Source organism: Flavobacteriales bacterium (assembly GCA_016713875.1).
Taxonomy (GTDB): Bacteria; Bacteroidota; Bacteroidia; order Flavobacteriales_F; family PHOS-HE28; genus PHOS-HE28.
The window spans coordinates 3,406,032-3,419,575 of the sequence record JADJOI010000003.1 but is presented as its reverse complement, the minus strand read 5'-3'; the positions used below and the strand labels follow the sequence as shown (position 1 = coordinate 3,419,575).

Below are 13,544 nucleotides of genomic sequence, written 5' to 3'. Positions count from 1 at the left end.
CGAAGGTAGCCAGCCCCGTGCGGCCGCTACTGCAGGTCCTCGTCGGTGATCACCGCATCCCCGGCATAGCGCCCGTTCTGGTACACTTCGATGCGCACCAGCTTGCCGTTCGCATCATAGCGGTAGCGCTTGCCGTCGTAGAGCCGTCCGTTCTTGAACATGCCCACTTGCGACAAGCGCAACTGCTTGTCATACAAGGCGTTGTAGCCGTTGTCGCGGAAGATGACGGCGTTCGGGCGCTCCTCAGCGGCCACGGCCGGCGCCGCCTTGCCGACGGGCTCCGGCGCTACGGCCGTCTCGCGGTGGACCGGCTTGATGTACTTGCTGTTGGCGGAATTGATGACGCCCCCGTCGAACTCGGCCACCTGCTGCAGGTCGCCGTTGGCGTAGTAGCGCTTCAGCGTCCCGTCCTCCTTGCCCTGTTCGATGTTCACCGAAACAGCCAACTGCCCGTTCTCGTGGTAATAGAGCTGCTTGCCATCGCGCGTGCCGTACTGGTCGAATACGAACTCCTGCGCCAACTCGCCGTTGGGGTGCCAGCGCTTGAAGGCCCCGGTGTTGCGGTCGAGGTCCCAGTTGCCTTGTTCCTCGGCCTTTCCGCTGGGGAAATAGGTCTGATACGGCCCTTTGGGCCGGCCCAGGTGGTAGGTGATCTCGCTCATCACCTTGCCGTTGGGCCAGTAGCGCTTCCATGTCCCCGAGCGTTTGCCGTTCAGGTAGCTGCCCTCCTCGATCAGCTGGCCGTCCGTGTAGCCCGAGCGCCCTTCCTGCGGAGCGATCAACCGCCAGGGACCCGTGCGGCGACCCTGAGCGTCCACTTGGTTGATCGCGGCCGTGGTCGGCTCGGTGGCCTGCGCGCGACCCACTGCGGCGGAGATCGCACAGAGGACCAGGACGACGAGGATCAGTGCACGGGACATGGCTGGGTCCGCTCGGGACGCCCGCTATACGCCTTTCCCGGCCCCGGGGTTTCGATCACCGCATCAGCCCAGCCGCCCCTTGAGGTGGACCATCATGTCGTCCACCATGGCACGCAGGTCGTACTGCGGTTCCCAGCCCCAATCGGCCCGAGCGGCGCTGTCGTCGATGCTGCGCGGCCAGCTGTCGGCGATGGCCTGCCGGTGGTCAGGGGCGTAGCCGATGGTGAAGCCGGGAATGTGGCGGCGCACCTCGGCGGCGATCTGTTCGGGGTCGAAGCTGAAGCCCGCCAGGTTGTAGCTGGTGCGCACCTTCACCCGGTCCGCCGGTGCCTCCATCAGGTCGATGGTGGCGCGAATGGCGTCGGGCATGTACATCATCGGCAGGGTGCTCTTCGGCCCCAGGAAGCTTGTGTAGGTGCCGTGCTTGATGGCCTCGTGGAAGATGTGCACCGCGTAATCCGTGGTGCCCCCGCCGGGCGCGCTCTTCCAGCCGATGAGGCCCGGATAGCGGATGCTCCGCACGTCCACACCGTATCGCTGGTGGTAGTACTGGCACCAGCCTTCACCGGCCAGCTTGCTGATGCCATACACCGTGGTGGGCTCGGTCACCGTCCGTTGCGGCGTACCATCCTTGGGGGTGGTGGGCCCGAACACCGCAATGCTGCTGGGCCAGTAGACGCGCTTGAGCTTCCCCTCCCGCGCCAGCTCCAGCACGATCAGCAGGCTCTCCATGTTCAGCTTCCACGCGAAGGCGGGGTCCTTCTCGGCCGTGGCGCTGAGCAACGCGGCCAGCAGGTACACCTCGGTGATGCCATGCTTGTCGATGAGGCGTTCGATGCCGCGACGGTCCATGGCGTCCACCAGGGCGAACGGTCCGTCCTGGGCCGCTTGAGGCTCCTTGATGTCGGAGGCCACCACGTTCCCTTGGCCGAACCGGGCACGCAGCCCTTCCACGAGCTCGGTGCCGATCTGGCCGGAGCTGCCGATAACGAGGATCTTCTTGAACATGCGGCGAAGCTATTTCCGAGGCGGCAATGGCCGGATGGACCGACGTACTTTCGCCACATGGACGAGCACCGCCTGCGGAACCTGTTGGGACCGGACATCCTCCGCGCCCGTCTGGAACAGGAGGGTGTGCCGCGCACCACGCTTTCCTTCTACCGCTACGTGCGCCTGACCGAGGTGGAGGCCTTGCGCAACTCCCTCTACGTGGAATGGGAAGCGCTCGGCGTGCTGGGCCGCATCTACATCTCGCAAGAGGGGATCAACGCCCAAGTGAGCGTGCCCACGGAGAACCTGGAGGCCTTCCGCAGCAACCTGAACAGCCGCGAGGCCTTCCGTGATGTGCCGTGGAAGATCGCCGTGGAGGATGATGGCAAGAGCTTCCTGAAACTCGCGATCAAGGTGAAGAATAAGATCGTAGCCGACGGCCTGGCCGATGACGCATTCGACGTGACCAACGTCGGTACGCACCTCGATGCCAAGACCTTCAACCGGAAGATGGCAGAGGGCGCGCTGGTGATCGACATGCGCAACAACTACGAGTGCCTGATCGGGCATTTCGAAGGAGCGTACCTGCCCAAAGCGGACACCTTCCGCGGTGCGATCGAAGAGGTGAAGGAGGTGATGAAGGAGAAGAAGGATGCCGAGGTGCTGCTCTACTGCACCGGCGGCATCCGCTGCGAGAAGGCCAGCGCCTACCTGAAGCATGAGGGCTTCACGAACGTGGCCCAGTTGCACGGCGGCATCATCGACTACGCCCGCCAATTGAAAGCCGAAGGGCTGAAGAGCAAGTACCTCGGCCAGAACTTCGTGTTCGATGAGCGGCTCGCCGAGCGCATCACCGATGATGTGGTGAGCACCTGTATGCAATGCGGCACCAAGAGCGACCGCATCACCAACTGCCACGAGGCCACGTGCAACATGCTGCTGGTGCAGTGCGAGGCCTGCGCGGATAAATACGCTGAGTGCTGCTCACCGAGCTGCCGGGAGATCCATGTGCTGCCTGAAGAAGTACAACGCGCCTGGCGCAAAGGCCGCAGCACGCGCAGCACAAAGACCAAGGCCATCAACGATCCCGAAGGATTGCGGCGCCGCATCCGTGAAGAAGAGGAACTGCTGGCGCTGAACGGCACGCTGCACCCGGAGCTGAGCGATGTCAACCGCAAAGTCATCCAGGCTTCCTAACGTCGTAACCATGAACACTGGTGAATGGTCAATAGCGAATGGTGAATGGGCAAATGCCCTCACTCCCATTCACCATTGACCATTCGCCATTCACCTGCATTCGCACATGCCCATCTACCACTCCCTCGGCAAGATCCCCCACAAGCGCCACACCGTCTTCAAGAACGGCAAGGACCGCTACTTCTACGAGCAGCTCTTCGGCACCATCGGCTTCGATGGCATGAGCACCTTGAGCTACCACGTGCATCGCCCCACGATGGTGAAGGAGCTGCGCAAGCCGAAGGACCTGACGCCGAAGATCGCGGTGGAGAAGAACATGCGTTCGCTGCGCCTGCACGGCTTCAAGACCAAGCCGGAGAAGGACCACCTGGCAGCACGCAAGACCATGTTGGTGAACAGCGACTGCGCCATCGTGCTCGCCGCGCCGCAGGCGAAGACCGTGGACTACTTCTACAAGAACGCCGACTGCGATGAGATGATCTTCGTCCACAAAGGCAGCGGCACCCTGCGCACCTTCCTGGGCAACCTCGATTTCAAGTACGGCGACTACCTGATGATCCCGCGCGGGATGATCTACACGATGGAGTTCAAGGACAGCGACAACCGCCTGTTCATCGTGGAGAGCCACCGCCCCATGTACACACCGAAGCGCTACCGCAACTGGTTCGGCCAGCTGCTGGAGCATTCACCGTTCTGCGAGCGCGACATCCGCCGCCCGAAGAAATTGGAGACGCACGACAAGAAGGGCAGCTTCACGATCAAGGTGAAGAAGCAGAACCTGCTGCACGAGCTGGTGTACGCCAGCCACCCCTTCGATGTGGTGGGCTGGGACGGCTACAACTACCCCTACGCCTTCAGCATCCACGACTTCGAGCCCATCACCGGCCGCGTGCACCTGCCCCCGCCGATCCACCAGACCTTCGAGACCGACGCCTTCGTGATCTGCAGCTTCGTGCCGCGCCTCTACGACTACCACCCGCAGGCCATCCCCGCGCCGTACAACCACAGCAACATCGATGCGGACGAGGTGCTCTACTACGTGGACGGCGACTTCATGAGCCGCAACGACATCGGCCCGGGCCACATCAGTTTGCACCCCGCCGGCATCCCTCACGGTCCGCACCCCGGCGCCATGGAGCGCAGCATCGGCAAGAAGCAGACGGACGAGCTCGCCGTGATGGTGGACACATTCAAGCCGTTAATGGTGACAGAGGAGTGCTTGAAGATCGATGACGGGAAGTACTGGAACAGCTGGGTGGAGTAGTTTCGTGACATGGAACTGAGCAAGGACACCCGCGAACAACTGCGCCGCTTCTTCGCCGCGTACCCGGTCGATCGCGCTTACGTGTTCGGCTCGTTCGCGCGTGGCGATGCACGGCCCGATAGCGACCTGGACATCCTCGTGGACCTCGATCGGTCGAAGCCGTTCGGACTCGGCTTCGTGGATATGCAATTGAAGCTGGAGGAACTGCTCGGTCGCAAGGTGGACGTGGTCACGCGCCGCGCATTGTCCAAGTACATTGAGCCTTACGTGACCAAGGACCTGCAGCTGATCTATGCGCGAGCCCAGGCGTGACCGGCTGCGGCTTCAGCACATGCTGGATGCCTGCGATGCGCTGATGGAATTCGTTTCCGGCCGGAAGGAGGAAGATCTGCTCACGGACAAGATGCTGCTCGCGGCCGTCTCGCGCCAGATCGAGATCATCGGCGAAGCGGCAAGTATGCTGACCATGGAATTGCGTGAGCGGCATCCTGAAGTGCCATGGAAGCAGATCGTAGGTATGCGGCACAAGATCATCCACGAGTACTTCGCCGTGCAAACGGAAACCGTGTGGGACGTTGCTCAGAGCGATGTGCCCCTGCTGCGGGAACAACTTGGCGCGATCTTGAACGACCTTCCGAAAGGCGGATTCTGATGCATGGGCACCAAAGTGACCAACGAACGGGTCGTGATGGTGGATTTCGTCAAGCCGCTGATGGTGACGGAGGAGTGCTTGAAGATCGACGACGGGAAGTACTGGAAGAGTTGGGTGGAGTGAGTTGTCACTTTGAACTTTTCGAAGGCTAGGGCGTGCCCCTCGCAGGGCCTCGGGTCGCGCTCTTCCGTCCAAGTCCTCGCCGGATTCCCGGCTCCGGGCTTTCTCGTTCGATCGCTCACGCGAAATACGGCTCGTATGTTTGAAGCCATACTCAACAATGTCCAAGTCGATACTCCGACTTCAAGATCCGACGGATCCTGATTCAGCCTATTTGCTTGAGACTCTGTTGGAGCGCGCTGTTGCGGCGCGCTATGGCGGAGCAGCGTTCGCTTGGGCAACAGAAGCCGGTGTGCGCCTTCTTCTTCGTGACGAGGTGTTTGAACGGTTCCTCAAGAAGTATCCGTTTGAACTCATAGTAGGAGCAGATACCACGACTACTCCGGAAGCGCTAGTCGCTTTGCAGGCCGCTGAACACGATCTGAAGGGGTTGAGTGTTCGTGTATTCATCTCTCAAACACCTGCATCCTTGTTCCATCCGAAGATGACTTGGTTCGGTGAGCGGGACGGCGGAAGTTTAGTGGTGGGTTCCGGGAATCTGACGAGCGCGGGGTTACGTCAGAATTGGGAGGCCTATGCCCTTTGCCCATTGAACGTGTCTGAAACAGCAGACCTCAAGAGTCAGTGGGACACTTGGATCACGACACATTCCTTGAGATTGCATTCACTCAATTCCGTCGAAGCGATTGCTCGGGTCGAACTCAATCGCGGAGGATGGGGCGGGCGGAAGCGAGTTGCTCCTGTAGTCACCACGGTGGTGGATGTGCAAGACACACCGATATTAATCGCTGAGATCCCGAAGAGTGGTGATCGTTGGAAGCAAGCCAACTTTGATCAGGACAACTATGAGAATTATTTCGGCGCCAAGGTCGGCACACAGCGCAGGATGCTCTTCCAGTGGTTACGCCCTGATGGGACGCTGGCTGACGTCGAAAGTCGGCCAAGCGTTCAGGTCATCAGCAGCAATTGGAGGTTTGAATTGAACGCTGCGGCTGGTTTGGACTATCCAAGTACAGGGAAACCGATAGGGGTTTTCTTGCGAGTTGCTGAACGAACGTTCCTCTATGCCCTCTCAATGCCTGGAGATGGACACAACGTTCAGCTATCGGCATTCCTTGGCAGTCGATGGACCGGTTCTGCGAGTAACATGAAGCGACTGCGCTTCTCTCTCGCAGATGTGGGTAACCTGTCGATCATACAGCAACTCCTGGCCACTGTTCCGCAGGCCTTCAAGGACGAGGAGTTCGAGTAGATCTACTTGGGTCGGCAGACGACCAAGACTTCTGCTAGCTCTGGGGTATCAAGATGCAGATCAGTTCGGTTGAGTTTGCTGTGTAGGACAGCCCCACAATGCCGAACGTCTACGTCGCCGAAGAAGCGTCTTGCCAGTGACGTGATATTCTCCAGTTTCATCACTCTCGGATGCACGCGATCACCCTCCGCTTGCGGTGAGTACGAGAGAACTAGGCTTGCCTCACGTCCGGAAACCAACTTGAAAAGTTCCTCGAAAGCCGCAGGCGCTTGGCTTCGGATGCAGAAGGGTGATTGATGTCGGTCTTCTCTATACGCACCTCGACTAATCGAATGCCCGCCGTTCAAGTTAGTGCGCGACAGATTCGGATGGTCTCCAAGACACATGGTCTCCAAGACATGGTAGAATCTGCTGTAATGATCCCGGGTGTACGGAGGATCTGCATAGACAACGCCAATGGGTAGTTCTGTGGTGCGGAGGAAGTCGCTGTAGTCCGCACGGTTAGCTGCGCTCCCTAGCCGAGCATTGGGCTTGGACGCGTAGGTGCTAAGCCAATCTTGCACAATGCTCGTGCTATCAACGGAACGAGACTTCTCCACCGTTCGCCAAAGAGCCGCTTTGGGCTTGCCATCCTTCGACCTGGGCCGAAGAGGTTGTGCGAATTGCTTGCCGACCGTCCGGACAAGATCGCTGGCCGTGCTCAGTGCAATGGCCTTGCCGAGGTCCTGAAGGTCTATCGGTAGGGTGGCCGCCTTTGAGAGCAGAACATCCAGCGCGATGGCGTGGTCGTAGTTGAAGTAGAGTCCGCCGTAGTACCGTGAGACCATGGCTGCCTTCGTGAGCTTCCTCTTGGACAGTCGGTCAGCAACTTCGGCGAAAGCCTTGTTGGTCTTTGCATTGGAGGAAATGGTCCCATTCACACTTACCAAAGAACCCATTTCAATGAGGTCCGCGAGTGATTCGGGATTGCCATCACGAGCCTGCGTGACACACTCAGCTTCATAGTTAATCAATGGCGCGAACGCGTGAAGCAATTCTTGGCCAAGGTCACTGTCGGTGACGGGTTCGAGCAAAGCGCTGAGGTCGGCCTTCTTCACCGGTTTTGACAGCAGCACTGAGGAAGCAAGGACCCGTGCATATTCTTGAATGTCGACGGCGACCACTCGACGCTCAAGCCCCAGGAAAGAGGACACGACACCGGATCCCGAGAACAAGTCGCAGACCAGTGCTTCTTTCGAGCTTACCTCATTGACAGCGTCGCCAATTTCATTGAGCAGCCGGAGCTTACTGCCCAAGTAATGAATCGGCCTGAAGACCTCCGAGGGGGCCTCCGGCGAATTGACATCGACCTGTGATTCGAAAGTTTCCACCACCGTGCTCGCAACCCCGACCAGGGTTCTACATTGTTCGCGAAGCTACTCCGAGAATCTCGTCAATCGCCCCCATGCAACTCCTCATCGATTCACCGACGAACGACGTTCTTGTCACTACTCCCAAACCTCGTGGCCGAACGATCAAAGCGCTAGGTGTTGGTAAGGGTGATCACTCGAACTACTTGATCCAAGGCGACAACTTGGATGTTCTGAAAGCTCTCATGCCCTCCCTTGAGGGGATGGTGCGATGTGTGTACATAGACCCGCCATACAATACCCAAGAGAACTTTGTGCACTACTCCGATGTGGCGAAGCATCACGATTGGCTTGCGGAGCTGGAAGAACGCCTGGCACTTCTTTTTCGGACCTTGACCAAGGATGGTTCGTTGTGGATCAGCATCGATGACCTTGGTTTGCACTACCTCAAGGTCGCATGCGATCGGTTGTTCGGTCGTGATAAGTTCGTCGCGACCATCGTCTGGAACCATCGGGAAACGCGAGAGAACCGAAGGGTGTTCTCATTCAACCACGAGTACGTCCTTGTATATGCCAAGGATCCCATTCTTTTCAATAGCACCCGTGGCGACTTCCCGCTTTCAGAGGAGATACTTGCTCGTTACAAAAACCCGGACAATGATCCGCGAGGGCCTTGGCAGTCGATCTCCGCGAATGTGCAAGCGGGCCATGCTGTGGCAAGTCAATTCTATGATGTTGTCGCTCCCAATGGGAAGCGTCATTTTCTTCCTCAAGGTCGTTGTTGGGCCTACAATGAAAAGCGCATGCGGGAAGAGATTAAGCAGGGAAACATATGGTTCGGCTCTGATGGCAATGGAGCGCCGCGCGTAAAGAAATTCTTGAAGGATGTTCAGCGCGGCATGGCTCCCAGCACTTTGTGGACCGCCGAGGTGGCTGGAACTACGACCGATGCCAAGAAGCACATCAAGTCGCTCTTTCCTGACGGACATCCGTTCGATACGCCCAAGCCAGAGAGGCTGCTCCACCGCATCCTACAAATCGCAACACAACCTGGCGACTTGGTGCTTGATGCGTACCTCGGGTCTGGAACAACGGCATCCGTTGCCCACAAGACCGGTCGCCGCTACATCGGGATCGAATGTGGTGAGCACGCTGTTTCCATTTGTGCCCAGCGGCTGAAGATGGTTTCACAAGGAGAACCCGGCGGCATTTCTGCTGAAGTAGGATGGGCAGGTGGTGGCGGATTCGGCTTTGTGGAAGCCTGACACACCATCGGCCACGAACTGCACGGTCTGGATGTTCACCGCGTCGCGCATCACTTCAGGCGCTTGGCGAGTTCCTTCTCCGCTTCGGCGCGCTCGCGGGTGCGGCCGGTGCGTAACGCATCGGCCAACGCGAGCAATTCGTGCAAGGCAGGATCGGCCAGCGCGGCGGCGGCGGCACCGGGATAAAGCGGCGCGATGGCCTGCCCCCTTTGGTCGCCCTTGGCATAGGGCCACACGTAGGCTTCGTCCGCCAGGAATTTCGTGCGCAAGGGCGCTGCCGCGTGCGCCGTGGGTACGCCACGCACCACGCCGCCGGGGCGTACCGGGAACACGTAGGGCAGGCCGTGCTTCAGGAACTCCAGGAGTGCGGCCCGCGCCACACGACGTTTGGTGCCGTCCACCAATCCCGCCATGGCCGAGCGCTTCAATGAGTTGCTCACCTCTGCTGGACTCAGCCGGAGTGCTTGCGCCAGGTCGATGCCACGCCAATCGCCGTTGTCCAAGGCCACGATCTTCAACAGCACCGCCACATCCTGCGGCCGCATTCCCTTGTGCGCATCCATGATTTATGATTCGCGAATCGCAAATCTAGGATTTTAGCAGGCTTGGACAACACCTCGCTTGGGAACTCACAGGGCCGATAGCAAGTATCGGTGGAGTGCTTTCCGCGTGACGGACCGGAGCGGATGCCCCACAGGCCGGTAATCCGGCCGAGGAGCAGCAGCGGAAAGCCGGACCCCGAGGCTTTTGCGAGGGGGCACGCCCCAATGCCCCCCATCAGCATTCGCCCCCGAAAAACCCCGAACTTCGCCTCACTGAAGCATAAGACCATGTCAACCGGACTGAAAGACGTCGACTACGGCCTGGAGAAGATCATGAAGGATGCCGAGGACTTCCTTCCCCTCTGGGGCACCGACTACGTGGAGCTCTACGTGGGCAATGCGAAGCAGAGCGCGCACTACTACAAGACCGCCTGGGGCTTCCAGAGCCTGGCCTATGCGGGCCTGGAGACCGGCGTGAAGGACCGCACGAGCTATGTGCTGGTGCAGGACAAGATCCGCTTGGTGCTCACCACGCCGATGACACCGGACAGCCCGATCAACGAGCACCTGCGCAAGCATGGTGATGGCGTGAAGGTGATCGCCCTGTGGGTGCCCGATGCGCGCAAGGCCTGGGAGGAGACCACCAAACGCGGCGCGAAGAGCTTCATGGAGCCGGTGCGCGAGGAGGATGAGCACGGCTACGTGGTGAAGAGCGGCATCCACACCTACGGAGAAACGGTGCACATCTTCGTGGAGCGCAACGAGTACAAAGGCCCCTTCATGCCCGGCTACAAGGCCTGGAAGAGCCACTACAATCCCACGCCTGTTGGCCTCAAGTTCATCGACCACATGGTGGGCAACGTGGGCTGGGGCGAGATGAACACCTGGGTGGACTTCTACGCCCGCGTGATGGGCTTCGCGCAGTTGGTGAGCTTCGACGACAAGGACATCAGCACCGAGTACACCGCGCTGATGAGCAAGGTGATGAGCAACGGCAACGGCCGCATCAAGTTCCCGATCAACGAGCCGGCCGAAGGCAAGAAAAAGAGCCAGATCGAGGAGTACATCGACTTCTACCACGGCGCCGGTGTGCAGCACATCGCCGTGGCCACCAACAACATCATCGAGACGGTGAGCGCGCTGAAGGACCGCGGCGTGGAGTTCCTCTACGTGCCGCCCAGCTACTACGACACCGTGATGGACCGCGTGGGCGAGATCGACGAGGACCTGGCGGTGCTGAAGCAGCACGGCGTGCTGGTGGACCGGGACGACGAGGGCTACCTGCTGCAGCTCTTCACCAAGCCGGTGCTGGACCGTCCCACGATGTTCTTCGAGATCATCCAGCGCAAGGGCGCCAAGAGCTTCGGCAAGGGCAACTTCAAGGCGTTGTTCGAGGCGATCGAGCGGGAGCAGGAGAATAGAGGGACGCTGTAGGTGACCCTGAGATCGCACATGCGAGGGGCGTCCAGTGGGCGCCCTTCGTCATTTCATTAGCACGAAGCGTCCTGTTCCGAACTGCCCGCCTGAACCGCTGAGCGTATAGGTGAACACACCAGGCGGGATGGTACCGGTGGCATATTGAAGCCCTGGCACAAGCCTTTGCCTCAGGACCATTCTTCCATCCATCGCATGGATCGTCACATGCATTGGTGTGTCCGCGATCAAGCTGAAACCGCCATCCGGTGCCACATGGAGGGCAGGCCTCATCCCGCTTGCTGCTTCAACTCCATCGTCAACACCCAATGCCCCTGGCAAGGGACAATAATGCACAGACCAGAGCACGTCCACTTCGTTGCGTTTGTAGCACCATAAATGGGCGCCATCCCCGTAGTACTGCGGTAGCTCATGTGTGATGCCGGTCGTACTTCCCACGCCTTCAATGAAGTCGTGCAGGACCTCCCCCCATAGCGTCGTGGACAAACCCCACCGCCGATGGAAAACTCCATCGTTGAGTTGCACACTGTCCAAAGAAACAATTATCGTAGGTGTGGGTGGCCAGCCGAGCAGACCGAAGTCAAAGTAGTCGTGGATGGTATCGCCGAGCTCCAGGTTGTAGTCGTACAAAAGGCGGTCCGATTGGAGGACATGGTCGTACTGAAACACCAGGCTGGCAACCGTATCCTCGCGCAGACAGAGGTTGGTGATCGTGGTCGCGGGTATCACGTAGTAGCCTGGTGGGCAGAAGGGAGGGCCATCGATATCCGCAATGGTCCGGTAACCGAACCGGGCATATGTCGCCCCGTTGATGACCGTATCGCCATCAATGAACCAATTCCTTGCTGAGACCCAGCCACAGATTGTCGGAGATTCGTACACTGCAACGTCCCAGCTCGCTTCTGGACGCAGCAAAAGCTGATGACCCTGGCCGATACTCAGCAGTGGTAATATGGCAGTGTATGCCAGCAAACTTATGTGCGTTGCTTCCATGGTCATTCGATCACAAGTTTGCCTCCCGCAAGCCACCGGCTACCACTGCTTAAATGTACATGGTACAAGCCGGGGGAGACAGATGAAAGTGGAAACCAGAAATGGGAAACGCCCATAGGCACCGGCTGCTGCTCCACCAGCCGTCCATCGGAACCCACGAGTGTTAGTTGCAGCTTGTTGAGGAGTTCAGTGGCCGGTAGCGAAAGTTGCACGGTCACTTGCTGTCCTCCCTGGGCCGGATTGGGAAAAATGACGAGCGCATCCAGCAGATTAGTGACCTGTTCGGTGATCCCCACACTGTTACAGCCAGGCACGATACAACCAATGCTGTCCACCTTCACTACCCAAGTGTCCTGGCTGTAACCGGGAGGGTATGGGCCGCCCACCGGATTGCGCGCCACCCCCGCCGCGATGAAGCCGCCATCAGCCGTGGGCAGCACGTCGTAGAAGCGGCCCTGCCCGTTGCTGATGATGCTGTCCTGGTAGTGGTAGGTGAACATCCACAGGCTGTCGCCGCTGCTGGTGGTGCGTAGCAGCAAGCCCATCTCGTTGTTAGGGGCCTGGCTCACAAAGGTTCCTCCTGCACCGATCAGATCCCCATTGGGACATTCCTTGCCAGCAAAGAGCACGGTGCCATAGCGTTCCAGGCCGTACTCTCGCTCCCAGACAATGGAACCATCCGCGCTGTCCAGTTTGGCGATGTAGGGGCGCATGGAACCATAGGATGGCGCATGCGCATTGCCGCTAAAAATGATGGGATGCCCATCCGAGCCTGTGATCAATTGTAACGCGCCTTCTGAGAAAGGGCCGCCCCAAGTAACGGACCAAATCTCCGTGCCTGTGGAGTCCACGCGGATCACCCAATGCTCACCATTGGTGTCCGTTGGGAGGTAAGAGCCGGAGAAATAATAGCCGCCATCACCGACAAGATCCACCGCGAGCAAGGCTCTCCAATCCGGTGGTGGACCGCCGTAGATCTCTCTCCACTGTTCATTCCCCAAGCTGTCGGTCTTTATCGCGAAACCATCAATCCCATTGACCGGCAGATCACCCACGCCCATATCCCCCACGATCAGGAAGCCGCCATCTGCGGTACGCTTCACTTGCCGCCCAATGTAGTAGTAGTTCAGCAGGGGGTCGCCGAAGACCTTGGTCCAAAGCGTGTCACCAACGGCATCGAAGCGCATTAGGTAGACCTCTCCGTTACCGAGAGTATCCTCGCTGGCACCGCCCACTACGTAGCCTCCCCCGGGTATGGTATCGCAGCAATTCGCCCAGCCAGGGAATGCGCTATGCATAGGTCGCCATGCACGCTTCTCACCAAGCAAGTTGCCTTGTTCGTCAATGAACGCAAGATGAACTGACACGTGGAAGAAATATAGACCGAGCCCAATGCTGTCATAGTCAGCGCTACCGCTAATAACCGTGTAGCCTCCATTCGTTCGTTCAATGCCAAATGCCTCCTGGGCATAGCCCCACCCGAAAGGGTCAAGCCGTTTATTGAAGCCTTGGCCAAACGCCAATACTTCAATAAGAAGCATAGCCACCGTCAGTCCTGTGCGCATC

General features: G+C 59.1%; 13 protein-coding genes. 7 read left to right on the top strand and 6 right to left on the bottom strand.

Translation table 11 applies throughout. The annotated features are described in order from the left end of the window. Positions 1-26: 26 nt before the first annotated feature. A complete protein-coding gene (locus IPJ87_15970; GenBank protein ID MBK7943344.1) occupies positions 27-920 on the bottom strand; it encodes a hypothetical protein in 894 nt (297 codons plus the stop codon). A gap of 63 nt (positions 921-983) precedes the next feature. Continuing rightward, positions 984-1,928, bottom strand: a complete 945-nt coding sequence (locus IPJ87_15965) for an NAD-dependent epimerase/dehydratase family protein (protein ID MBK7943343.1) — start codon at positions 1,926-1,928, stop codon at positions 984-986. A 57-nt stretch (positions 1,929-1,985) separates the two neighbouring features. Between IPJ87_15965 and IPJ87_15960 the strand changes: the two genes are divergently transcribed. From IPJ87_15960 to IPJ87_15940, 5 genes are all read left to right on the top strand, one after another. Then, positions 1,986-3,107: a rhodanese-related sulfurtransferase gene (locus IPJ87_15960; protein ID MBK7943342.1), complete on the top strand. Its 1,122-nt coding sequence runs from the start codon at positions 1,986-1,988 to the stop codon at positions 3,105-3,107. A 106-nt stretch (positions 3,108-3,213) separates the two neighbouring features. Continuing rightward, positions 3,214-4,371 (top strand): homogentisate 1,2-dioxygenase, encoded by a 1,158-nt coding sequence (locus IPJ87_15955; GenBank protein ID MBK7943341.1) that lies wholly within the window; start codon positions 3,214-3,216, stop codon positions 4,369-4,371. 9 nt (positions 4,372-4,380) lie between these two features. Next, the gene (locus IPJ87_15950; GenBank protein ID MBK7943340.1) at positions 4,381-4,683 is read left to right on the top strand and encodes a nucleotidyltransferase family protein; all 303 of its coding nucleotides are present in this window, start codon (positions 4,381-4,383) and stop codon (positions 4,681-4,683) included. After that, entirely contained in the window at positions 4,664-5,023 is a 360-nt protein-coding gene (locus tag IPJ87_15945; protein ID MBK7943339.1) for a DUF86 domain-containing protein, read from the top strand. Before IPJ87_15950 ends, IPJ87_15945 begins: the two co-directional genes overlap by 20 nt. Before the next feature lie 334 nt (positions 5,024-5,357). After that, the gene (locus IPJ87_15940; protein ID MBK7943338.1) at positions 5,358-6,395 is read left to right on the top strand and encodes a phospholipase D family protein; all 1,038 of its coding nucleotides are present in this window, start codon (positions 5,358-5,360) and stop codon (positions 6,393-6,395) included. A 2-nt stretch (positions 6,396-6,397) separates the two neighbouring features. Here IPJ87_15940 and IPJ87_15935 read toward each other — a convergent pair whose 3' ends face one another. Further along, on the bottom strand, positions 6,398-7,690 hold the full coding sequence (locus tag IPJ87_15935) for a DNA adenine methylase (protein ID MBK7943337.1): 1,293 nt from the start codon (positions 7,688-7,690) through the stop codon (positions 6,398-6,400). A gap of 149 nt (positions 7,691-7,839) precedes the next feature. On the opposite strand from IPJ87_15935, the gene IPJ87_15930 reads away from it, so the two are divergent. Next, entirely contained in the window at positions 7,840-9,009 is a 1,170-nt protein-coding gene (locus IPJ87_15930) for a site-specific DNA-methyltransferase (protein ID MBK7943336.1), read from the top strand. Positions 9,010-9,059: 50 nt separating this feature from the next. On the opposite strand, the gene IPJ87_15925 is transcribed toward IPJ87_15930, so the two are convergent. Continuing rightward, complete coding sequence (locus IPJ87_15925) at positions 9,060-9,554, bottom strand: hypothetical protein (GenBank protein MBK7943335.1); 495 nt, start codon at positions 9,552-9,554, stop codon at positions 9,060-9,062. A 285-nt stretch (positions 9,555-9,839) separates the two neighbouring features. Here IPJ87_15925 and hppD point away from each other — a divergent pair, with 285 nt between their 5' ends. Next, positions 9,840-10,985 (top strand): 4-hydroxyphenylpyruvate dioxygenase, encoded by a 1,146-nt coding sequence (hppD, locus tag IPJ87_15920; protein MBK7943334.1) that lies wholly within the window; start codon positions 9,840-9,842, stop codon positions 10,983-10,985. A 48-nt stretch (positions 10,986-11,033) separates the two neighbouring features. On the opposite strand, the gene IPJ87_15915 is transcribed toward hppD, so the two are convergent. Both IPJ87_15915 and IPJ87_15910 read right to left on the bottom strand, forming a co-directional pair. Further along, positions 11,034-11,984, bottom strand: coding sequence for a hypothetical protein (locus tag IPJ87_15915; GenBank protein MBK7943333.1), 951 nt, complete (start codon positions 11,982-11,984; stop codon positions 11,034-11,036). Then, positions 11,981-13,543, bottom strand: a complete 1,563-nt coding sequence (locus tag IPJ87_15910; GenBank protein MBK7943332.1) for a T9SS type A sorting domain-containing protein — start codon at positions 13,541-13,543, stop codon at positions 11,981-11,983. The genes IPJ87_15915 and IPJ87_15910 overlap by 4 nt, the downstream gene beginning before the upstream one ends. Position 13,544 lies beyond the last annotated feature (1 nt).

Excerpts from the sequence above, each read along its gene's own strand:
- IPJ87_15960 (MBK7943342.1), top strand. The coding sequence starts at position 1,986 with ATGGACGAGCACCGCCTGCGGAACCTGTTGGGACCGGACATCCTCCGC.
- IPJ87_15915 (MBK7943333.1), bottom strand. The coding sequence starts at position 11,984 with ATGACCATGGAAGCAACGCACATAAGTTTGCTGGCATACACTGCCATA.
- IPJ87_15930 (MBK7943336.1), top strand. The coding sequence starts at position 7,840 with ATGCAACTCCTCATCGATTCACCGACGAACGACGTTCTTGTCACTACT.
- IPJ87_15925 (MBK7943335.1), bottom strand. The coding sequence starts at position 9,554 with ATGCGGCCGCAGGATGTGGCGGTGCTGTTGAAGATCGTGGCCTTGGAC.
- IPJ87_15955 (MBK7943341.1), top strand. The coding sequence starts at position 3,214 with ATGCCCATCTACCACTCCCTCGGCAAGATCCCCCACAAGCGCCACACC.
- IPJ87_15945 (MBK7943339.1), top strand. The coding sequence starts at position 4,664 with ATGCGCGAGCCCAGGCGTGACCGGCTGCGGCTTCAGCACATGCTGGAT.
- IPJ87_15970 (MBK7943344.1), bottom strand. The coding sequence starts at position 920 with ATGTCCCGTGCACTGATCCTCGTCGTCCTGGTCCTCTGTGCGATCTCC.
- hppD (MBK7943334.1), top strand. The coding sequence starts at position 9,840 with ATGTCAACCGGACTGAAAGACGTCGACTACGGCCTGGAGAAGATCATG.
- IPJ87_15910 (MBK7943332.1), bottom strand. The coding sequence starts at position 13,543 with ATGCGCACAGGACTGACGGTGGCTATGCTTCTTATTGAAGTATTGGCG.
- IPJ87_15965 (MBK7943343.1), bottom strand. The coding sequence starts at position 1,928 with ATGTTCAAGAAGATCCTCGTTATCGGCAGCTCCGGCCAGATCGGCACC.
- IPJ87_15950 (MBK7943340.1), top strand. The coding sequence starts at position 4,381 with ATGGAACTGAGCAAGGACACCCGCGAACAACTGCGCCGCTTCTTCGCC.